Annotated in this window: 18 protein-coding genes; 11 read left to right on the top strand and 7 right to left on the bottom strand. The window is 64.1% G+C overall.

The features are described from left to right. Positions 1-148 precede the first annotated feature (148 nt). Positions 149-3,919, bottom strand: coding sequence for an AAA family ATPase (locus IV498_RS09985; RefSeq protein ID WP_269046407.1), 3,771 nt, complete (start codon positions 3,917-3,919; stop codon positions 149-151). 228 nt (positions 3,920-4,147) lie between these two features. Here IV498_RS09985 and IV498_RS09980 point away from each other — a divergent pair, with 228 nt between their 5' ends. From IV498_RS09980 to IV498_RS09965, 4 genes are all read left to right on the top strand, one after another. Beyond that, positions 4,148-5,173: a 3-oxoacyl-ACP synthase III gene (locus IV498_RS09980; RefSeq protein ID WP_269046406.1), complete on the top strand. Its 1,026-nt coding sequence runs from the start codon at positions 4,148-4,150 to the stop codon at positions 5,171-5,173. After that, positions 5,167-7,923: an alpha/beta fold hydrolase gene (locus IV498_RS09975; protein ID WP_269046405.1), complete on the top strand. Its 2,757-nt coding sequence runs from the start codon at positions 5,167-5,169 to the stop codon at positions 7,921-7,923. The genes IV498_RS09980 and IV498_RS09975 overlap by 7 nt, the downstream gene beginning before the upstream one ends. Further along, positions 7,920-8,888: an NAD-dependent epimerase/dehydratase family protein gene (locus IV498_RS09970; RefSeq protein ID WP_269046404.1), complete on the top strand. Its 969-nt coding sequence runs from the start codon at positions 7,920-7,922 to the stop codon at positions 8,886-8,888. The genes IV498_RS09975 and IV498_RS09970 overlap by 4 nt, the downstream gene beginning before the upstream one ends. Before the next feature lie 233 nt (positions 8,889-9,121). Next, entirely contained in the window at positions 9,122-10,387 is a 1,266-nt protein-coding gene (locus tag IV498_RS09965; RefSeq protein ID WP_269046403.1) for an NYN domain-containing protein, read from the top strand. A 180-nt stretch (positions 10,388-10,567) separates the two neighbouring features. On the opposite strand, the gene mutM is transcribed toward IV498_RS09965, so the two are convergent. The 6 genes from mutM to IV498_RS09935 form a co-directional block, all read right to left on the bottom strand. Beyond that, positions 10,568-11,596 carry a bifunctional DNA-formamidopyrimidine glycosylase/DNA-(apurinic or apyrimidinic site) lyase gene (gene mutM, locus IV498_RS09960; protein WP_269046402.1) on the bottom strand — a complete coding sequence of 343 codons (1,029 nt, stop codon included), beginning with the start codon at positions 11,594-11,596 and terminating at the stop codon, positions 10,568-10,570. After that, the gene (rnc, locus tag IV498_RS09955; RefSeq protein ID WP_269046411.1) at positions 11,589-12,281 is read right to left on the bottom strand and encodes a ribonuclease III; all 693 of its coding nucleotides are present in this window, start codon (positions 12,279-12,281) and stop codon (positions 11,589-11,591) included. The genes mutM and rnc overlap by 8 nt, the downstream gene beginning before the upstream one ends. A 94-nt stretch (positions 12,282-12,375) precedes the next feature. Next, positions 12,376-12,579 (bottom strand): 50S ribosomal protein L32, encoded by a 204-nt coding sequence (gene rpmF / locus IV498_RS09950; protein WP_269046401.1) that lies wholly within the window; start codon positions 12,577-12,579, stop codon positions 12,376-12,378. 50 nt (positions 12,580-12,629) lie between these two features. Beyond that, positions 12,630-13,169: a YceD family protein gene (locus IV498_RS09945; RefSeq protein ID WP_442951335.1), complete on the bottom strand. Its 540-nt coding sequence runs from the start codon at positions 13,167-13,169 to the stop codon at positions 12,630-12,632. 163 nt (positions 13,170-13,332) lie between these two features. Further along, on the bottom strand, positions 13,333-13,833 hold the full coding sequence (gene coaD / locus IV498_RS09940; protein WP_269046400.1) for a pantetheine-phosphate adenylyltransferase: 501 nt from the start codon (positions 13,831-13,833) through the stop codon (positions 13,333-13,335). 115 nt (positions 13,834-13,948) lie between these two features. Further along, entirely contained in the window at positions 13,949-14,887 is a 939-nt protein-coding gene (locus IV498_RS09935) for a LysR family transcriptional regulator (protein WP_269046399.1), read from the bottom strand. 153 nt (positions 14,888-15,040) lie between these two features. On the opposite strand from IV498_RS09935, the gene hisD reads away from it, so the two are divergent. From hisD to IV498_RS09900, 7 genes are all read left to right on the top strand, one after another. Then, on the top strand, positions 15,041-16,360 hold the full coding sequence (gene hisD / locus IV498_RS09930) for a histidinol dehydrogenase (protein WP_269046398.1): 1,320 nt from the start codon (positions 15,041-15,043) through the stop codon (positions 16,358-16,360). A 32-nt stretch (positions 16,361-16,392) separates the two neighbouring features. Further along, the gene (locus IV498_RS09925) at positions 16,393-17,202 is read left to right on the top strand and encodes an ABC transporter substrate-binding protein (protein WP_269046397.1); all 810 of its coding nucleotides are present in this window, start codon (positions 16,393-16,395) and stop codon (positions 17,200-17,202) included. A gap of 100 nt (positions 17,203-17,302) precedes the next feature. Continuing rightward, positions 17,303-17,956 carry an amino acid ABC transporter permease gene (locus IV498_RS09920; protein ID WP_269046396.1) on the top strand — a complete coding sequence of 218 codons (654 nt, stop codon included), beginning with the start codon at positions 17,303-17,305 and terminating at the stop codon, positions 17,954-17,956. Between the two features lie 67 nt (positions 17,957-18,023). Further along, positions 18,024-18,824: an amino acid ABC transporter ATP-binding protein gene (locus IV498_RS09915; RefSeq protein WP_269046409.1), complete on the top strand. Its 801-nt coding sequence runs from the start codon at positions 18,024-18,026 to the stop codon at positions 18,822-18,824. 32 nt (positions 18,825-18,856) lie between these two features. Then, positions 18,857-20,053 carry an aminotransferase class I/II-fold pyridoxal phosphate-dependent enzyme gene (locus IV498_RS09910; protein WP_330059406.1) on the top strand — a complete coding sequence of 399 codons (1,197 nt, stop codon included), beginning with the start codon at positions 18,857-18,859 and terminating at the stop codon, positions 20,051-20,053. Between the two features lie 3 nt (positions 20,054-20,056). After that, the gene (locus IV498_RS09905) at positions 20,057-20,893 is read left to right on the top strand and encodes a spermidine synthase (RefSeq protein ID WP_269046394.1); all 837 of its coding nucleotides are present in this window, start codon (positions 20,057-20,059) and stop codon (positions 20,891-20,893) included. A 146-nt stretch (positions 20,894-21,039) separates the two neighbouring features. Then, on the top strand, positions 21,040-21,363 hold the full coding sequence (locus IV498_RS09900; protein ID WP_269046393.1) for a hypothetical protein: 324 nt from the start codon (positions 21,040-21,042) through the stop codon (positions 21,361-21,363). Position 21,364: the final 1 nt, after the last annotated feature.

Below are 21,364 nucleotides of genomic sequence, written 5' to 3'. Positions count from 1 at the left end.
GAGAAGCCCCATGGAGCGCCCAAGACCGGCTCCGGATCAGGACTTCAGCCCAGAAGAGCCCAATCCGGCGTCCGGCTCCGGCGCGAAAAATGGCCCACCGGAAAAACCCGGGCATAATAGATCCGCCTTAATCAGCGGGCTCCTAGGCTTATAGGTCCGCGCCGAGCCGCTGGCTGATCACTGTCGAGACGCCGTCGCCGCGCATGGTGACCCCGTACAGTGCGTCGGCCACCTCCATGGTGCGCTTCTGGTGGGTGATGATGATCAGCTGGCTGGACTCGCGCAGTTCCTCAAAGAGAGTAATCAGGCGGCCCAGGTTCGTCTCGTCCAAGGCAGCCTCCACCTCGTCCATGACAGAGAACGGGGATGGGCGCGCCTTGAAGATGGCCACCAGCAGGGCGACGGCGGTAAGCGAACGTTCGCCACCGGACAGCAGTGAGAGGCGCTTGATTTTTTTGCCGGCCGGGCGGGCTTGGATTTCGATCCCGGTGGTGAGCATGTCTGTGGGCTCGGTCAAAACCAGCCGCCCTTCGCCGCCGGGAAACAGGCGGCCAAAAACTTGCTCAAAGTGGGCGGCGGTATCGGTGTAGGCGGCGCTGAAGACCTCCTCCACCCGCTGGTCCACCTCCCGGATGATGTCCATCAGGTCCCGGCGGCTGGACTTCAGATCCTCAAGCTGAGTGCTCAGGAACTGGTGCCGTTCCTCCAGCGCGGCAAATTCCTCCAGCGCGAGCGGGTTGACCCGGCCCAGCGCCGCCAGATCGCGCTCTGCCCGCCGCAGCCGTTTTTCCTGCTCCGACCGGACAAATGGCACGCCCTCCCTGACCTCCTGGCCGTTTTCGTCCACCGGCGCCCGCAGCGCGGCCCACTTATCCGTCACCTCGCCGGGCCCCGGCGGGACCAGCGTGTCAGGACCGTATTCCTTGACCAGGTGCTCCGCGGTCAGGCCCAGTTCCTGGATACAGCGGTTCTCCACCGCTTCGATCCGCAGCCGCTGCTGGGTCCGTGCCAGTTCGTCACGATGCACCGAGTCTGTCAGTTCCGCCAGTTCCGCGGTCAGCTTCTCATTGCCGGCGCGGACAGCGGCCAGCTCGGCCTCGTGTGCGGCGCGCACCTCCTGCGCCGCGGCTCGTTCGCCGTCCGCGCGGGCCACGGAGACATCGGCGAATTTGAGCAGCTGCACAACGGCGTGGGCCACCGCCGCTGCCTTACCGGCCTGAAGCTGCCGGCGGCGGGCACGTTGGGCGGCCTGCACCCGAGCCTGCCGCTCGGTGGCTGCCGCACGTTCCAGCGACGCCGCCCGATTCGAGGTGGAACTCGATTGTTCCTCCGCGGTCCGTACTGCCAACCGCGCCTCCATTTCGTGGGCACGGGCAGCCGTGGCAGCGGCCGCCAGCCGGTCGCGCTCCTCCGGGGACGGAGCCGCGTCCGCGGGAGCCTGCTGCGCGGCGGTAAGGCGGGCGGAAACGGCTGCCAGCGCAATGCGTTCCTTCTCGATATTGGCCTCCGCACCTTCAATCAGCTTCGCCGCCCGGCCGCTCTCCGCAACGGCCGATCGCAGGGATGAGCCGAGCTGGCCCAGCCGCTCGGCCACGGCGGCGAAGCGGGCATCGGATTCGTTCAGCCGCTCCAAGGCGGCATCAGTGCGCTCCTGCAGTTCCTGCCGCCGCGCGGTGGCACCAGCCAGGGCAAACCGCAGCTGTTCGGCTTCGGCCGTGACCGTGTCCAGCTCCCCCACGGTTTCATCGACAGCCGCCTGGACCTCCAACAGCGAAGGGGCGCTTGAGGATCCGCCGCGCACGCTGAACGCGCTAAGTACATCCCCGGACCGGGTGACGGCGGACAGTTCAGGACGAAGGGAAATCACGCTGCCGGCAACGGCGAGATCGTCCACGACGACGACGGCGGCCAGCAGCCGTGCGATCAGCTCACCGAGCCTGCCGGGCGCGGCTACAAGGTCTCCCGCGGGAAGTGCCCCAGCTGGCAGAGCTTGCTCGGACTCAGGCGCCAAGGTATCCGCTTCGGGACCAGCAGAAAAACTGGCCTCCAGGAAGCCACCGGCGCCCGCAGTAGTAAGGGCCGGACTATTCGTTTCGGGACCAGCCGAGGGGTCAGCTGAAGGATCAGCGGCGGCCGGGCCACCAGCCGGGATGCCGCCGGCCGCCGTGTCCGCAGCCCACGTTTCCTGCCCGGCGCCGACGGCTGCGGGACCTGTGACGATCAGCTCAACCCGACCGCCGTCGTCGTTCTTCACCAGCTCCAGGGCGGCAATGGCTGCCTCGAGGTCGGTCACGGCGACCGCTTCGGCGACCGATCCCAGCGCGGCCGCGATGGCGCTCTCGTAGCCGGCCTTGACCGTCATCAGCTCCGCAACCGAAGTGAGCACGCCAGCCTGCCCGGAGGCCAGCAACAATTGCGCGCCGTCCTGCCGGCGCAGGCCGAGCGCCAGCGCATCACGACGCGCCAGCAGCCCGGCGCGGGTGCGCTCGGCCTCACGCTGTTGCCCGGTCAGTTCCGCTATCTCGGCCAGCACGGCATCCAGCGCCTCATTGGCCAGCTCATAGTCCGCGTCCAGGCTCTCTTCGCCCTGCTCCACCCCCGCCACCTGGGATTCCAGCGCGGTGAACTCCTGCTGTGCCTGCTGGCGGCGCTGGTCACCGTCCAGCATCGAGGCCTGCAGCCGGCCCAGCTCCGCCTGGGCGGATTCAACCCGGGATCGCGCCGCGCCTACCTGTCCGGCGAGGGTGGCCAGCCCTTCCCGCCGGTCCGCGGCGGCGCGCAGGATCGCGGCAAGCCGCCGCTCTTCCTCGAAAGCTGCCTGCTCGGCGCCGGTCTTCGCCCCGACAGCCTTCTCCAGCGTGGACCGGCGCTGCAGCAGCAGGCGCTCCAGATCGGCCTGTTCGGCGCGGACCCGGGCAGCATGGCGTTCCAGCTGCTCCGGATCCCGCCCCGGATCCGGCGCAGCGTCCGCGGTACCCAGCAACCGCTGGCGTTCCGTCGCCAGATTTCCCAACGCCCGGAGCCGCTCTCGAACAGCCGACAGTTGGTACCAGGTGTCCTGCGCTGTGCTCAGCCGGGGTCCGGCCGCCGCCGCGTGCTGTTCCAGCTCCGCCTGCCGGGTGCGGCCCGCGTCCAGGGTCTTCTCCACCTCGGCCCGGCGCGCCTTCAGGGCTGACTCATCCGCAACCTCCTGTGCCAGGGCGGTGCTGAGCTGGACCAGGTCATCGGCGAGCAGGCGTGCCCGGGCGTCCCGGACCTCGAACTGCACCCGCTGCGCGCGGCGGGCCACTTCGGCCTGCTTACCCAGCGGCGTCAATTGGCGGCGGATTTCCCCGGTCAGATCCGTCAACCGGGTCAGGTTTGCCTGCATGGCATCGAGCTTGCGGAGCGTCTTTTCCTTGCGCCGTCGGTGCTTGAGGATTCCCGCGGCCTCCTCAATAAAGCCGCGGCGCTCCTCCGGTGTGGCATGCAGGATCTTATCCAGCTGCCCCTGGCCAACAATGACGTGCATCTCCCGGCCGAGCCCCGAGTCGGAAAGCAGTTCCTGGATGTCCAGCAGCCGGCACGAGGTGGAGTTGATCGCGTATTCGGAACCGCCGGTGCGGAACAGGGTCCGCGAGATGGTGACTTCGCTGTAAGCGATCGGCAGCAGGCCATCCGCGTTGTCGATGGTCAGCGACACGTGCGCCCTGCCCAGTGGTGGCCGGCCGGATGTACCGGCGAAAATCACGTCCTCCATCTTGCCGCCGCGCAGTGTCTTGGCTCCCTGCTCCCCCATGACCCAAGCCAGAGCATCCACCACGTTGGACTTTCCCGAGCCGTTGGGACCAACGACGGCGGTGACGCCGGGCTCAAAGTCGAACGTCGTGGCGGACGCGAAGGACTTAAACCCCCGGACTGTCAGGCTTTTCAGATGCAAGGTGTTCGGGATCTTCCGGATCGGTTGGGTAAGAGGGGCGTCCCTAAATCTACCGGGTTAGCTCCCCGATGCGCTGGATATAGGATGGATATCCCGGGATGGGTGGACGGAAGCATGCCCGCGGGCGCATGTGCAGGAAGTGTCGCGTTGGTGCATAGTTAAGATCTCGGACGGTTAGCGGGCGTCCTTTTCCCGGCAATCAGACCAATTACGGATAAAGGCTGGATTTTGATCGGCAACGCGACGTTTCGGCATGACAACACGGCCCTGTTGGCCGTTACAAGTGTGGAGGCGCCGGTTGTCGTCAGTTCCGCCGACTTTGACCAGCGGCTGGCGCCGAGCCTGAAGCGGCTGAGGCTGTCCAAACGGCTGCTGGAACGGGTGGCCGGCGTCAGTGAACGCCGCTGGTGGTCCCCCGGCACCGGCTTTGACGACGCCGCCATTGAAGCAGGCGCCAAAGCTCTCGCCGAATCGGGTATCGAGCCGGGGCAGATCGGACTGCTGATCAACACCTCTGTCACGCGACGGAACCTGGAACCGTCCGTGGCGGTCAAGATTCACCACAGTCTGGGCCTCCCGTCGTCGGCCATGAATTTCGATCTGGCCAACGCCTGCCTGGGGTTCGTCAACGGCATCACACTCGCTGCGAACATGATCGATTCCGGCCAGATCAAATACGCCCTGATCGTCGCCGGCGAGGACGCGCAGGGGACCCAGGAAGCCACTTTCGCCCGGCTCAACCACCCGGACTCCACCCGCGATGATTACCTGCGGGAATTTGCCACGCTGACGCTCGGCTCCGGAGCCGCGGCTGCGGTGATCGGCCCGGCGGACCTGCATCCCGGCTCGCATCGAATCCTGGGCGGCGTTTCCCGCGCCGGCACCCAGCACCACGAATTGTGCGTCGGCGGCGTGGACGGGATGTACACCGACACGAAGGGCCTGCTGGATGGCGGCCTGGAACTGGTGGTGGACGCCTGGAACGAAGCGCACACCGACGGCTGGAACTGGGCCTCGATGGACCGGTATGTCACGCACCAGGTCTCCACGTCCTACACCAACGCCATCATCAAAGCGGTCAACCTGGCTCGGGAACGGGTGCCCATCACCTTTCCGCACTGGGGCAACGTGGGACCGGCTTCGCTGCCGATGACCCTGGCCCAGGAAGCGCAGACCCTGGCGCAAGGTGATCGGGTGCTGTGCATGGGCGTCGGCTCCGGCCTCAATACCACCATGATGGAAATTGCGTGGTAGCAGAACCTTGGCCCGGGGTAGATCCATCCTGGTCCCGCACTCTTCGCGTGCCCTCCACCGCCTCAGTCGACCCAGCCGGTACCGTGCATCGCTGGCATCTGCTGGACAATGGCGCGGAACTAACTGAGCGCGGTCTGGAACCGGCCGGCACCCTGCTGTGCGTGCACGGCAACCCCACGTGGTCCTATCTGTGGCGGACCCTGCTGGCGGCGGGAACGGCCGCCGGTTCCGCACCTTGGCGGGTCATCGCCGTGGATCAGCTGGACATGGGATTTTCCGCCCGGACGGGCAGCCTGCGCCGGCTGCCCGTCCGGATCACGGACTTGGGCGACCTGACCCGCACCCTGGACCTGCAGGGCCCGGTGGTGACGGTGGGCCACGACTGGGGCGGGGTCATCAGTCTTGGCTGGGCCTTGGCACACCGGGACCAGCTCGCCGGCATTGTGCTGACCAACACGGCGGTCCACCACGACCCGGGCAAACCCATTCCGGCGGCTCTGCGGCTGGCACTGCACCCGGCTGTCCACGGTTGGGGCACTACGACGACGTCGGCCTTCCTTGGTGTGACGCACGCACTGGCGCATCCGCCACTGGCCAAGGACGTCGCTGCAGCGCTGATGGCGCCGTACCGCACCGCCCGCCGTCGGGCTGGTGTGGGCAACTTTGTCGCCGACATCCCCGCCGACGCGGCTCATCCCAGTTTCGGCGCCCTCCGCGCAGTCGCCGAGGGCATCCGTGACCTGGACGTCCCGGCACTGCTGCTGTGGGGACCGCGGGATCCAATCTTCTCGGACCGCTACCTGCGCGACCTGGTGGAGCGGCTGCCGGCCGCAAAGGTTCACCGTTTCGAGGGAGCCGGCCACCTGCTGGCCGAAGACGTCAACGTGGCCGGAGCCGTCTTCGACTGGCTCGGCGACAACGCCGCCGGCAGCCGCAACACCGCCTCAACCGGCGGCGACACAGAGAGCACCAACGCTGCCCAAGGCCCCGACTCCTACGTGCCGATGTGGGCCGAGTTGGTTCGGCGCGCGCAGGAGACCTCCCCCGCGGTGGTGGACATGGCCCCCCTGAGCAGGACCGCCGATGCCACAGGTGCAGCGCCGGCCGTGATGAGCTGGGCGCAGCTCGCCGATGAGGTTTCCCGGCTCGCGCAGGGACTGACCGCCATCGGCGTCCGCCCCGGCCACCGCATCAGTTTGCTGGTGCCTCCGGGGTCGGAGCTGACGTCCTTGATTTACGCCTGCCTGCGGGTGGGCGCGGTGATTGTGCTGGCCGACGCAGGGCTGGGAGCCCGTGGGCTTAATAGGGCCATCCAGGGTGCCGGCCCGGACTTCGTCATTGGCATCGAGCGCGCCTTGACGGCCGCCCGGCTGTTCGGCTGGCCGGGAGTGCGCATCAGCGCCCAACCGTTGTCGGCCGCGAAGCGGGCGCTGTACAGCGTTCGTTCCTCCCTCGCCGAGCTTCCCGGTGGTACATCGCCCGCAGCAGGCGCGACGATGACGGCGGCTGGTGCCGCGACGCCCGCAGGAGGTCCGACGACGGCAGCCGGTCCGTTTCCTGCCGACCACCTGCCGCCGGAACCAGATCCGGACTCGCCCGCGGCCGTCCTGTTCACTTCCGGCTCGACCGGACCTGCCAAGGGTGTGCTGTACACGCATCGCCGGCTTTCGGCCATGCGGGCTGCCTTGGCCGCCTCTTATGGTCTGACGTCCGGAACGGCCCTGGTGGCCGGCTTTGCCCCGTTTGCCTTGCTCGGACCGGCGCTGGGAGCCACATCGGTGACCCCGGATATGGACGTCACTGCGCCCAAGACGCTCACGGCCACTGCCTTGGCCGCCGCCGCCGCGGCCGTGTCCGCGACGGCAGTGTTCGTCTCCCCCGCCGCGCTGCGGAACGTTCTGGCGACGACGGCGCAGCTCGGGCCAGGCGACCGGGACGCGCTGGCGCACGTGACGCTGCTGCTGTCCGCCGGAGCGCCGGTGCCGGCGTCATTGCTCGACGCCGCTTCCGACTTGGTGCCCAACGCTAAGCTGCACACGCCCTACGGAATGACCGAGGCGCTGCCCGTCACGGACATCGAACTCGGCCAGATCCACGCCGCGGAAACAGATGCGGGAGCTGAGAACGTCGTCGGCGCGGGCAACGGTGTCTGCGTGGGCATACCGGTGCCGGGTGCCGCCGTCGTCGTGAGCCCGCTCGACGTCGAAGGCCGCGCCAGCGGCGACCTAACCTCGGCGCCGGCCATCACCGGCGAGATCCTGGTCCGCGCGGCGCATGTGAAGGAAACCTACGACCGTCTGTGGCTGACCGAACGCAGCAGCGCCCGCAACCCCGGCTGGCACCGCACCGGTGATGTGGGGCATCTGGATGCGAAAGGCAGGCTCTGGGTCGAGGGCCGGTTGGCTCACATACTCAGCACGCCCAACGGGATTCTCACCCCCGTGCATCTGGAACAGCGGGTGGAAAGCGTGCCCGGGGTGGACCGGGCCGCCGTCGTCGGGGTTGGCCCGGTTGGAAACCAGGTCGTCGTCGCCGTCGTGGAAACCTCGCCCGGAACGGCCCGGCCCTCGCTCGCCGCACCGGAACTCACCGAACAAATCCGCCGTGCCGTTGCCAATGCCCGGATCGCCGCGGTGCTGGTGGTTCGGGAGCTGCCAACCGACATCCGGCACAACGCCAAGGTGGACCGCGCCCGGATTGCCGCCTGGGCGAAGCGGGTGCTGGCCGGCGGACGGATGGGCACGCCGTGAAAGTCCTGGTCACCGGAGCCAGCGGACTGCTGGGCGGAGCGGTGGCTAGGCTGCTGCTCGATCATGGACACACCGTGCGCAGTTTCCAGCGTCGGCCAAGCAACGTTGCCGGCGTAGAGGATGTTCTGGGCTCGGTCACGGACGCCGCGGCGGTCGTTCGGGCTGTGGCTGGTATGGATGCGGTATTCCACCTGGCCGCCAAAGTTTCCTTTGCCGGCGCCGCCGAGGAGTTCGACCGGGTCAACGTTGACGGCACCCGGACGCTGCTTGATGCGGCACGCGACGCGGGTGTCGGGGATCTGGTTTTTGTCTCCTCCCCCTCCGTGGCCCATTCAGGCACGTCCATAGTGGGCGCCGGTGCCGGGCCAGCCGTACCGGAGCTGGCCCGCGGAAATTACGCCCGCAGCAAGGCGGCCGCCGAGCTGCTGGCCCTGGCCGCTGCCGGTCCCGGCTTTCGGGTTGCAGCCATCCGGCCGCATATTGTTTGGGGCCCGGGAGACACACAGTTGGTGGAACGCGTCCTGAACCGGGCCCGGTCCGGTCGGCTGCCGCTGCTCGGTCATGGCGCAGCGCTGATCGACACCACCTATGTGGACAACGCGGCCGGCGCCATTGTTGCCGCCCTCTCACACATGGAGGCTGCCAACGGGTTGGCGCTGGTGGTCAGCAACGGCGAGCCGCGGCCCGTTGAGGAACTGCTGGCGCAGATCTGCGCGGCCGGCGGCGTCCGGGCACCGCGTATTCGCGTCCCCGGCTGGCTGGCCCGCGGCGCCGGGACCGGCATTGAGGCCGTGTGGTCCATCCGGCCGGGTCAGGACGAACCGCCGATGACCCGGTTCCTGGCCGAACAGCTCTCCACCGCGCACTGGTTCGATCAGCGGCGAACCCGCCAGGTATTGGAATGGGAACCGGCGGTGAGCCTGGACGAAGGCTTCCAACGGCTCGCCGCCTACTACCGCCCCTGACACCAGCGGAAAGGCCGGAACACGTCGCGATCATCCCGGCGCTTCCTCGCTGTTGCCGTGCGGTCGACTCCAGTTGGCACTTCCCGCTAAGTAGGCGCCGTTCGTCCTGACCATTTGAGACTAAGGGCTACCAGAATGAGTGCGTCCGATTAGAGCGCATGGCGCGGGGCGTTTCTAAATACCCCGCCGATCACAGTTTAGCCACGGGATTTTAGGTTTGATTTTGAGCGGAGATGCATACTGAGACAATGGAGGAATCGTTAGCTGCACCCGCCCGTCGACTCGGTATCCGTGCTGCGATGTTTGTCGATTTTGACAATGTCTACACAGGCTTGAAAACACTAGACTCGCCAGCAGCAGAACGGTTCGCTACTGACCCAGGGCAATGGATCAAAGCCATCGCCTATTCTGACGGTTCCGGTGACGGCAATGGCCGGCGCTTCCTAGTCAGAAATTGTTACCTAAATCCTGAGATCTATTCAAAGTACCGGCCCTTCTGGACGCGCGCGGGATTTCGCGTTATTGACTGCCCCTCACTGACTCAACAGGGCAAAAGCAGCACGGACATCAACCTCGTACTTGACGCGATGGATGTGCTAGCCGGCTCGGCCCATATGGATGAATTTTTCATCGCTTCTGCGGATGCAGACTTCACGTCATTAGTCCAGCGGTTTAGAGCAGCGGATCGGCGCACCACTGTCATCGTTGCAGGTGCCGCCGCTGCAGCCTACCGAGAAATGGCGGACGCGGTGATCCAATCGTATGATTTCCTCGCAATGCTCAATGGTTCCAACAGCCCGTCCGTGGCATTAGGCGCTGGCCGAAGCCAATTGTCCTTGGCAGCCGGAGCCGCGAACCATGGTTCGGCTGCAGAAGCGGTTCGCGACTTTCTCCGCACGGCTCCCGGGCCGGTAAAGGGTGCTATCGTCGCCCAGCGCGCCCTGTCCAAGGAGCCCTCGCTGGCCAATGACTGGGGCGGACGAGGCAAATTCGGGACATGGGTTGGGCAAGTCGACGAGCACATTCAATATTCGTCCACACCTGCTCCTGGCTGGGTGTGGGACTCGACCCGGTTCTCAGTTGAGGAGTTGCCCATGGAGCAGGCGGCACCAGCTATCGAACAACAGGTGTCGCGGGTGACTGACGTCCCTGATCTGTCAGCTGAGCAGTATCGTCAATTGTTCGTTTCTTTGGAGGTCAGTGCACGCCAGACGCCTAATCGCAATGAGTTGTCGAAACTGGTCAGGGACGAATGCGTCGCAGCAGACGTTCCAGTCGCGCGCAACGCCATCAACTTCGTGATTCAGGGCCTGAAATATGCCAAAGTTCCGCTAAATGGAGAGTCCTCAGCGATTAGGCTTGCCACCGCATGGACGAAAAACGTCGAGACCATGTGCCGCATTGCAGGAATGCAGTTCGATGATGAGGAGACGGACGCATTGCGGGACTGGGCCAGTGGTGGTCTTCTGGAGAAGGCTCCAGCCGAAGCGGCTCCCTGATCCTGCACCGCAGGCTGCCGGAACAACTGTCATCCGATGGAATGACGTGGTCTTACCACTGGTTAGTGGCATAACCGATGGTAAGGGATCGGGCAGTCATCGGTTGCGGATAGGCGCGACGCCGAAAGGATCGCTGGTTGCTGTAGTGATTTTGAAGCGAGGCGGCCGCGTCTGCGGCGGTTACCAGCGCCCGTTGCGTGGCCGGGGCTGACAAACCGGGCAGCTGTAGGAGGAGCGGTTCATGAAGGTGTCGCGGCGAATTTTGGTGTTGAGGCCCAGGCCGGCGCAGCGCGGACAGGGTTGGCCCTCGCGGCCGTAGGCGTTCAGGGAGCGTTCGAAGTAGCCCGAGGTGCCGTTGACGTTGACATAGAGCGAGTCGAAACTGGTTCCCCCAGCGTCCAGGGCACGGAGCATCACGGCCCGGCTCGCCTCGAGCACGCGGTCAGCTTCGGCCCGGCGAAGGGTGTCAGTGGGGCGCGCGTAATGCAGTTTGGCCGCCCACAGGGCTTCGTCGGCGTAGATGTTGCCGATGCCCGAGACCAGACCCTGATCCAGCAGCGCGCGCTTGAGTCCGGTCTTGCGGGCGTGCAGTCGGCGGTAGAAGTGGTCCATGGAAAAGGCGGGATCCAGCGGGTCGCGGCCAATATGGGCAGCCTCGGCGGCGATCAAAGGCAGGGCCGCCGCGGAATGGCCGCCCGGATGACCGTCCGCCGTCGGTATCAGCGAGGTGACGAACAGGCCACCAAAAATCCGCTGGTCCACGAAACGCAGTTCATCCGGCGCACCGTCTTGGGGTGAAAGGGTCAGCCGGACCTTGAGATGTTTTTCGTCGGGCTGGCCGGGGTCCTGCATCAGCAGTTGGCCGCTCATGCCCAAATGCGCCATCAGTGCCGTGTGCGGCAGGCCGTCGCCGCCCGCTTGGACCAGACCGCCGTCGCCGCCCGCATGGACCGGGCCGCCGTCGTCGTCCGCATGGACCAGACCGTCGTCGTCGGGCTTCATCTCGCCCAGCGGGAGCCACAGGAATTTGCCGCGTCGCACCACGTCGAGCACCGTGGTCCCGATCAGGTTGCCGCGGAAATCCTCGACTCCCAGCGCATGCCGACGGATGGAGCGTGGATCGAGCACCTGAACGCCGGTGATGGTGCGGCCGCTCACCCAGCGGGCCAGGCCGCGGCGCACCACCTCAACTTCGGGCAGCTCAGGCATTGAGGGCAGGGCCACCCATGCGCCGTTTCGCAGCCAGCGCCTTCCACGCGTCGGCCGCGGCCTCCTGCTCCGCTTCCTTCTTGGAGTTGCCGCCGCCGTTGCCGTGCTCACGGCCGCCGATCAGCAGCTTCGCCTCAAAGGTGCGGGCGTGGTCGGGGCCGGAACCAGCCACCACGTACTGCACAGCGCCCATCCGGCGGCTCGCGGCGATCTCCTGGATGTTGGTCTTCCAGTCCGTCCCCGCTCCCAGAACGCCTGCATCCTGGAGCAGCGGACCGGTCAGGCGCATCACCAGGGCGCGCGCCACTTCGATGCCGCAGTCCAAATAAGTGGCGCCAATCAGCGCCTCCATGGTGTCGGCCAGGATGGAGGACTTGTTCTTGCCGTTGGTCAGCCGCTCGCCCTGGCCAAGGTAGATGAACTCGCCAATCTCCAGGTCGCGGGCAATCCCGGCCAACGCCCGCGTGCTCACGACGGCGGAGCGGCGCTTGGCCAGCTCGCCCTCGGGCAGCTGCGGGTTGTCCCGGTACAGCGCGTCGGTGACCGAAAAGCCCAGGATCGAATCTCCCAGGAACTCCAGCCGTTCATTGGTGGGAATCCCACCGTTCTCATACGCGAAGGAGCGGTGCGTCAGGGCAAGACGAAGCGTCCCGGCGTCGATATCGACACCGAGACGCTTCAACAAAACGTGCTCACGGCCCTGCTCAGGCGGGGCCGACGCGGACGCCGACCCTCCGGCGCCGCCGGCAGCACTATTTGAATTTTTCAATCCGGCGTCCTTAGACGTCGGCGACCTTGCGGCCCTTGTACTCAAGGTACAGCGCCGTTCCAGCGGAGTCGGTGACAACCTTGGCCTGGTGCGGCAGGCTGTAGCTGACGCGGCCGTTCTCCACGGTCTTCACCAGTGCGGGCGCGGTGGCCTTCCACTGGGACCGGCGGGCGTGCGTATTCGAGCGGGACATTTTCCGCTTGGGAACAGCCACGGCAAACTCTTTTCTCTCTCAGCGGCCCCTGGTGGGACCGGAAATCTTATTCAGCTCTCGGTCAAACTGTCTTTGCCGGTCAGCCCCTGCAGGCCGGCCCAGCGAGGATCCAGAACCTCGTGGTGGTGCCCCGGTTCGTCCGCCAGATGAATTCCGCATTCGGAACACAAGCCCTGGCAATCTTCCCGGCACACCGGCTGGAACGGCAGTGCTGTTACCACTGCGTCCCGCAACACCGGTTCAAGATCGATCATGTCGTGCTCGATCCAATGCTGCTCTTCTTCATCCTCCCCTGCCGCAGCACCGTCATGGGACGGTTCCTCGTAGGAGAAAAGTTCCTGCACATCAACTTCAAGGTCATAGGCAAGGGGATCCAGGCATCGGGAACACTCACCCGTCACAGGGACGAGCACGCTTCCGGAAACCAGGATTCCTTCGTATACGGCCTCCAGTGTCAGGTCCAGGTCCATGTCGGACCCTTCCTGCACACCGATCATTGCCACACCAAAATCCTTCGGTGCTGGCACATGTTCCTGCAGTGCTCGGCTGCTGCCTGCGCTGCTGCGTCCAAGATCTTGGACCTGCAGCATCAGGGGTGAACCCGGATTGCTCCGTTTGGTCGTGCTAATGAGAACTCCTGTAGAACATATGACCGACGTATCATCTTAGCGTGAAAGCTCCGCCGGTCCCAAAACGGCCGCCGCTACTGCCGGAAACGACACCAGCGTCCGATGCGCAACGGCCTCAATAAGTTTAGTGTCCCCCGGGGGAATCCGGGCGAGGCGCGCCCGCGAGAAGTCTTTTCAGCACTGCCTTGGGGACAAAGTCCGATACATCCCCGCCCAGGGTGGCAACTTCCTTGATCATGGTGGAGGACAGGTGCTGATAGCGGCTTTCGGCCGGCAGGAACACCGTTTCAACGCCGCTGAGCTGGCGGTTCATCGTGGCCATGGGCAGCTCGTAGTCAAAGTCCGACGACGACCGCAGGCCTTTGATGATGGCCGACGCCCCGCGGTCGTGGCAGTACTCCGCCAGCAGACCCTCACCCATCGGCTCGATCGAGATGCCGCGCAGGGAGGCAAAGGCGGACTTGGCCATCTCCAGCCGCTCGTCCAGGCTGAAGCGATACTTTTTGGAGTAGTTGGTGGACACCGCCACAATCAACTCATCGAAGAGGCCCGCAGCCCGGGCGATCACCTCAAGGTGGCCGTTGTGGATCGGGTCAAAGGATCCGGGATACACGGCGCGTCGCATAATCCGAATCTAGCTTATGGATGCCACCGCCGTAACTATTACCCCGGCGGCCGGTCACGGTCCGACGTGGTCCGGAATTATGTAAACGGGCACAGCGTCGATTGTGCGGGGATGGCTAACTAACGCGCTTATTGCCAGACCCAACTTTGGCGACGGAAGCAACTTTCGCCAGGAGGGTCCGTTCCGTGAGCTGCACAATTTTGCGTGTCGCGGGCGACAAATACGACGCCTCGCGCTGCACTATAGCGAGCGTGTCATAGAGTGGCTCGGCAAAGGGGACGAGCGTGATGTTGCCCGGAAAGGAACGGCCTTCCGCGACGGCCTTGCACACAATGGTGTCCGCCGCACCGGTTGAAACCAGATTCAGTGCTGTTTCGACGTGCTCGACTTCAATGGCCGGATCGATGGTCAGACCATTGAGCTGGGCGCGCTCCTGGATCTGTTTGCGGGTGGGATCGTTCCAGCCCGCGTAGGCATCGTAAAGCACAACTTTGGCAGTCGACATTTCCTCAATGGTCATCGGTCCTTTGCTGGGGTTCCGCCGCGTTGACGCATAAAAAATTTCGTCTCTGAACAGCGGTTTCACCACCAAACCGGTCTCTAAAACAGGAAGCACTACGAGCCCGGCTTCGAGTTCGCCTCGTGCAATGGACTCGGCCACCAAGGCAGAATTCAATCCGACCAGCCGGACCTTAACGTTGGGATATCGCTTGTGGAAGCGCTGGACGAGGTCGGAGAGGTCGTAGTAGCCGGCGTTGCGCATAACCCCGAAGGTGCACACCCCGCCTTCCAGCGACGCAATGGATTTCATGGCCTGCAGGCCATTGTCGACCGATGTAACGGATTGCTGGGCGTGAACACGCAGCTCCACTGCTGCGGCGGTGGGGACCAGCCGTCGACCACCGCGGGTAAAGAGGCTGATTCCCACTTCCTGCTCCAGTCGGCTCATCAATTCGGAAATCGAGGCCTGGCTCGTCTCCAACTTCACGGCGGCGGCGGTAAATGATCCCAGGTCGTAGGCAGCCAGGAAAGCCCGAAGTTGCGCGAGAGTCATAGCCAGAATCATATGCTCACGGCGACGACTAAAAGCGGCCCTGACCGGAAAACCCGCTTTCCTCCCATTGACCATGCGCCATCGGGTTACCCGATGGCAAGAATCGGTTCTCATAGGGTTGTGCGGGGGCATCCATGCGCATAAGTTCTCCCTATGCAGATTAATGAAGCCGAGAAGTTTTACATACGGGGTAAGTTTACGACTCTAAAGGAACCCGCCATCGGAGGAGTGCCGGCCCAGCGCTTGCCAGCGGTCATCAAGACGGTCTCCGACATGTTGGGCACGATTGAGAAAAACGGCATGGACGCAGTTATTGATTACTCCAGAAAACTGGATGGCTGGGAAGGCAAAGACGTTGAGATCAGCGCCTTCGATCTGGCAAAGACCGGCGACGCACTCACACCTGTCCTTCGCGAAGCTTTGGCCGCCGGAGCTGAGCGCACCCGAATCTTCGCCATCGAACAGCGGGAACACCTGACGGACTTCGAAACCGAGATCCTTCCCGGCGTCGTCGTCGGACAGAAATATGTCCCCGTTCCCCGGGTCGGCGCGTACCTTCCCGCCGGGCGCTTTCCCATCCTTGCAAGTGCCTTCATGACGGTGGGCGTCGCCAAGGCCGCCGGCGTACCGACGGTCCTCGCTTGCACGCCGCCCACGAGCCCCACCGGTGGACATCCGGCCGTCCTGCACGCCGCATACCTCTCCGGAGTCGACCGGGCCTTCGCCATCGGTGGAGTCCAGGCTGTGGCGGCGATGGCATTCGGACTGCTTGGAGAGCAGCCAGCGGACATCCTCGTCGGAGCCGGCAATGCGTACGTTACGGAAGCTAAACGCCAGCTTTTCGGCCGCGTTGGCATTGACCTTCTGGCCGGCCCGTCCGAAGTCGCGGTGATCGCCGATGACACCGCCGATCCGGAACTTGTCGCGGCCGATCTGCTCGGCCAGGCCGAGCATGGTCCGCAGTCCCCGGCATGCCTGGTCACGACATCGCGCTCCTTAGGGGAGGAAGTCGTCCGCCATATCGAAAAACAGCTTCAGACCCTCGCCACCAAGGACATCGCCGGCCCGGCGTGGCGGGACTACGGAACCGTGTACGTGGCCGAAGACCGCGACACTGCCATTGAAATAATGGACCAACTCGCTCCTGAACATCTGGAGCTGCAGACCAGTGACGATGATTATTACCACCAGAATCTGAAGAACTACGGCTCGATCTTCCTGGGTCCATGGTCAACCGTCGCTTACTCCGACAAGGGCATTTCAGGCACCAACCATGTTCTGCCCACCGGCGGGGGTGCACGCTCCGCAGCGGGCCTGTCCGTAGCCCGGTTCCTCAAGCCCTTGACCTTCCAACGCATCGAGAAGGAGGCGACCCCGCGGCTGGCAAATTACGTCGCGGCAATATCCGAATTCGAGGGCATGGAAGCCCATCGGGCGACTGCTACTCTCCGGCTTGAACGCTTCACCCGGTAACCCCGCAATTCCACTTAGAAAAAGGAATGCTCATGAAAAATACATTCAAACTCTCCTCGCCGTTGAAAGCCCTGGTACCCATGGGAATGGTGGTGGCCCTTGCCCTGACGGGCTGCGGTTCCGGGGGCTCAAGCAGTGCCGGGGGCACGGAACAGAAGACCATCACGATCGGCACGTCCAACGACGCCCCGTTCTCCTTCACCGATCAGGGAACCGGTGCCCTCAAGGGCATTGACGGCGAAATGATCAACGCAATTGCCGCCAACAAAGGTTGGAAGATCAAGGTTTTCACCTCTGAGTACGCCACCCTGATCGCCGCCCTGTCGGCCAAGAAGGCCGACGTCATTGTCGATGCCATGTACATCACGGACGAGCGAAAGAAGAAGATCAACTTCACGGATCCCTGGTACACCGAGGGCGAGGCCATGGTGGTTCCCGGAGACTCCACGCTAACCTCCCGCGATGACGTAAAGGGCAAGGTCTTGGGTGCCCAAACGGGAACGGTATTCAAGGACCTCGTCGACTCCCTGGGCGGAAAACAGGTGAAGCTCTTCGACTCTCAGGCAGCCTTGCTGGCAGCGGTCGAAAACAAACAGGTTGACGCGGTGTTCACCGACAGCGCTGTCATCGCCTACAGCTTGGTGCAGAAGCCGAACCCGAAGCTCAAACTGGTTTCCCCTTACAAGCCCTACTATCCCGGCATTATCGGCGCCGGAGTACGCAAGGACGATATGCAGCTGCTGAAGGACCTCAACTCGGGGCTTGCCGACTTGAAAAAGACACCGAAGTACATGGAGATCCTCAAGAAGTACGGCCTCGGCGAGGCCAACTCCTCGAAATAGATCTTTGCACCGCCTGCGTCCGGGTGCCCGCTGCGATGATGCGGCGGGACCCGGATGCCGGGCTGTTCCGGTCGTAACCGCCTCTTAGTAAGGCCTCACCATGGACTTCATCAATAACACGCTCGCCGTTTTCCCGGCACTGATCCTCGCCGTACCTGTGGTCGTCCAACTGGCTCTGGGCGCAATGATCCTGGCTCTCGTTCTGGGCCTGCTGATTGCGCTGGCGAGAATTTCCGCTGTCAAGGTGCTTCGCGGCGCAGCGGTTTTCTACCTGGAAATAATCCGCGGAACGCCCCTGCTCGTCCAGTTGGTCTACATCTTCTTCGTCTTGCCCAGCATCGGTATCCAGATTGAACCCGTTCCCGCCGGTATTTTGGGCCTTGGGTTGAACTACGCCGCGTACCTGTCGGAGGTGTTCCGTTCGGCGATCCTGTCGGTCGAACATGGCCAGACTGAAGCGGCCTTGTCGCTGGGATATACGCCGACCAAGACCTTGTGGAAAGTGGTCATTCCGCAGTCGTTCGTCGTTTCGATGGGCCCGATCGGAAACTACTTCATCGCCATGATCAAGGACACTGCCCTGACGTCGGTCATCGCTGTGACCGAGATCCTGAAAACAGCCAACATCCTCAACAGCGAAACGTTCCAGACCACGGCGATCTACACTGCCGCGGCGATTCTCTACCTGATTATCAGCCTGCCACTTTCACGTATTGTGGTCGTGCTTGAACGAAAGGCACGCTCCCGTGGCTAACGACACCAATACCATCATCAGTGTGCGGGACGTCCACAAAACGTTCGTGACCGAGTCCAAGCGGACGATGTGGAGTCGGCTGAGGGGCCGTGCCCATGTTCAAAAGAGGGTAGAAGTACTCAAGGGCGTCGACCTGACGGTTCACCGCGGCGAAACAGTGGTCATTCTCGGTTCCAGCGGATCCGGTAAAAGCACGCTCCTGCGCTGCATCAATAAACTCGAAACCATCGAAGCCGGCCGAATATACGTCAATGACCACCTGATCGGATACGAGGAACGCGACGGGCAGCTGGTCAGCGAGAAGGCATCGGTCACCGCGAAAAAGCGCACCGATATTGGCATGGTGTTCCAGCACTTCAACCTGTTCCTAAACAAGACCGCACTGGGGAATGTCATGGCGCCCCTGCGCGACGTGAAAAAAATGACAGCCGCGGCTGCCCGCGACCTCGCCGTGCCGACGCTTGAAATGGTCGGGTTGGGAGACAAAATGGACAATTATCCGAGCAAGCTCTCCGGTGGACAAAAACAACGCGTCGCCATCGCCCGAGCCCTGGCCATGGAGCCGAGTGTCATGCTCTTTGACGAGCCGACCTCCGCGCTCGACCCCGAGCTCGTCGGCGAGGTCCTGTCCGTTATCAGGAAGATTGCCCAGCAGGGAACGACAATGGTCATCGTTACCCACGAGATGCAGTTTGCGCGGGAAATCGCGGACCGAATCGTCGTCATGGACCAAGGCATTATTGTCGAACAAGGTCCGCCGGAAACCATTTTCACCAACCCCCAACACCTGAAAACACGCGCTCTGTTGAGCAGATCCGGTTTCATTCCAAAGGGATTGGCGGACGAAACTGGTCTCTCCGGCGACTAGACTCGAAACCCCGGATGGAAATGAGGACCAGCATGAGCGCACCCTGGCAACGAACAGCCCGTGGAGCTAATCTTCTTGCCGCCGATGGTTCCTTGGGTGTGACGATCTTCGAGGAGATCACCACCTTGGCCACCCACACCGGCGCCATCAACCTGGGCCAGGGCTTTCCCGACGAGGACGGTCCGGAGGCCATCAAGGATGCGGCCCGGGCCGCCATCGCTGCCGGAGCCAACCAGTACGCCCCGGGCAAGGGAACGGCGGAACTGCGCGCTGCCGTGGCCGCCCACCAGGAGCGGTTTTACTCGCTCACGCCGGACCCGGACACGGAAATCATCATCAGCACCGGAGCCACCGAAGCGATTGCCGCCGCGCTGTTGGCCCTTGCCGGCCCGGGCGATGAGGTGCTGACCTTCGAACCGTTCTACGACTCGTACGGCGCCATCATCGGCCTCAGCGGAGCCACTCACACCACAGCTCCCCTGCTGGCCCCCGATTTCCATCCAGACATGTCCGCGCTGGAGGCCGCCTTCACCGAACGGACGAGGGTGGTGCTGGTCAACAACCCGCACAATCCCACCGGGGCGGTCTTTCCCGAGGCCGTCCTCACCCGCATAGTGCAGTTGGCCACCAAGTACGACGCGGTCATCGTGACGGATGAGGTGTATGAACACCTCACGTTCGGCCCCCGGCATATTCCGATCGCCACGCTGCCGGGTGCGGCCGGGCGCACCCTGACCATATCCTCGGCGGGCAAGACGTTCTCCTTCACCGGCTGGAAGATCGGCTGGCTGAGCGGCCCGGCGGATCTGGTGGCGGCGGCCCGGACGGTCAAGCAGTTTTTGACATACAGTTCCGGCACTCCGTTCCAAAATGCGATAGCGCTGGGATTGGGGTTCGACGACGATTTCTACACCGGGATCGCCGCCACCCTGGCCCACAAGCGGGATATTCTCAGCGACGGTCTGCGCGCCGCAGGGCTGGAGGTCCTTGCATCGCAGGGCACATATTTCGTCAATGCGGACACCTCCGCGCTGGGAATCACCGACGCCACAGCGCTGGCCCGCAGGCTTCCATCGCTGATCGGCGTGGCAGCCATTCCGGTCCCGGTTTTCTGCCACCCGGAGGGTGCGGAGCGCACCAAATCGCTGCTCCGCTTTGCCTTCTGCAAGAAAGTGCCGCTGCTGGAGGAAGCTGCAGCTTGGCTGTCCACGCTCCGGGACCGGCTCTAGTCCATGCAGCCGGTACCGGAAGCCTCAACACGCTTCCTACGCGCATCCGGCCAGCATGCCTCCATCGAACCGGACCGGTGGCATCCGGGTGCCTATGTCCTCAGCATCGGCGGTGCGGAGCAGTCGCACGTCAATCTGGGGCATCCCGACGATATTTTTTATGAATACCTGCGGCGGATCGGGCACCTGATTGACCTCGCAGCACCAGGCGGAGAACCCATCAACGCGCTGCATCTGGGCGCAGGAGCCCTCACGCTGGCCCGCTACATCCAAAGCACGCGCCCCGGATCCGTCCAGCACACCGTGGAGCTGGAGCGCGAACTGCTGGACTATGTCCTGAAACAGCTGCCGCTCCCGCCGGGAACCGACTTGGTACCGCACATCGGCGACGCCCGCTACGCCCTCGCGGAACTGCCCAACGACCTGGCTTTCGATGCCATCATCGTGGACATTTTTTCGGGTCCGGAGGCGCCGGAACATCTGGCCTGCAGGGAGTTCTATCAGGAGGCCGCGGCGCACTTGGCTCCGGGCGGCATCCTGGTGGTCAACGTGGGAGACGAGCCCGGGCTCACCCTGGTCCGCAGCCAGGTCAGCGCTCTCCGGCGAGCAATGGCGGCGCCCGCGGCAGGCAGCGCGCCCGGTGATGTGGCGGCCTTCGCGGAGACCGGCATGTTCACTGGCCGCTACCCGGGCAACATCATCCTGGTCGGCACCACCTTTGCCTGGCCGGCCAATTGGACCACCGAACTCATCGCCCGGGGCCCGCACCCAGCCACAGTCCTGACCGGCCCGGAGCTGGACCAACTGCATGCAGCTGGCGCATCAAAACAGGAATTGTGATCATGATCACGTGATTCAGGGTGTGATAGGTATGGTGATCCTTCGCGGCCGGGAGGCATGATGGGGTTATGACGACCGCACCAATGGCTCCCCGCACTGGACTCCAAGCCCACCGAGATTCCCGACAGTGGCCGATGGCACAGATCGTGACCAAACTTCGCGATATCGTAGGCGCCCGTCTCGTTGCATACCTCGGCGGTGTCAAGGAGACCAGGGCAGTTCGAGAGTGGGCGGATGGCAGTCGCCAACCTGCTTCAGAAGAGGTCAGGCAACGGCTGCGCGACGCCTACCACATTGCTGCACTGCTCGCTGAACGTGACTCCCCGGGAGTTGTTCAAGCATGGTTTCTTGGCATGAATCCCCAGCTCGCGGATCGGGCCCCGGCTCGATTGCTTCGCGAAGGTGACCCGGAGCAAGTCACAGCCGACGTCATGGCGGCCGCTCGGGCGTTCATAGCAACCGCCAGCTGAA

Origin of the sequence: Paenarthrobacter sp. Z7-10, from assembly GCF_026932795.1 — a bacterium.
GTDB lineage: Bacteria > Actinomycetota > Actinomycetes > Actinomycetales > Micrococcaceae > Arthrobacter_M.
This window is presented reverse-complemented; position numbering and strand designations above follow the sequence as displayed.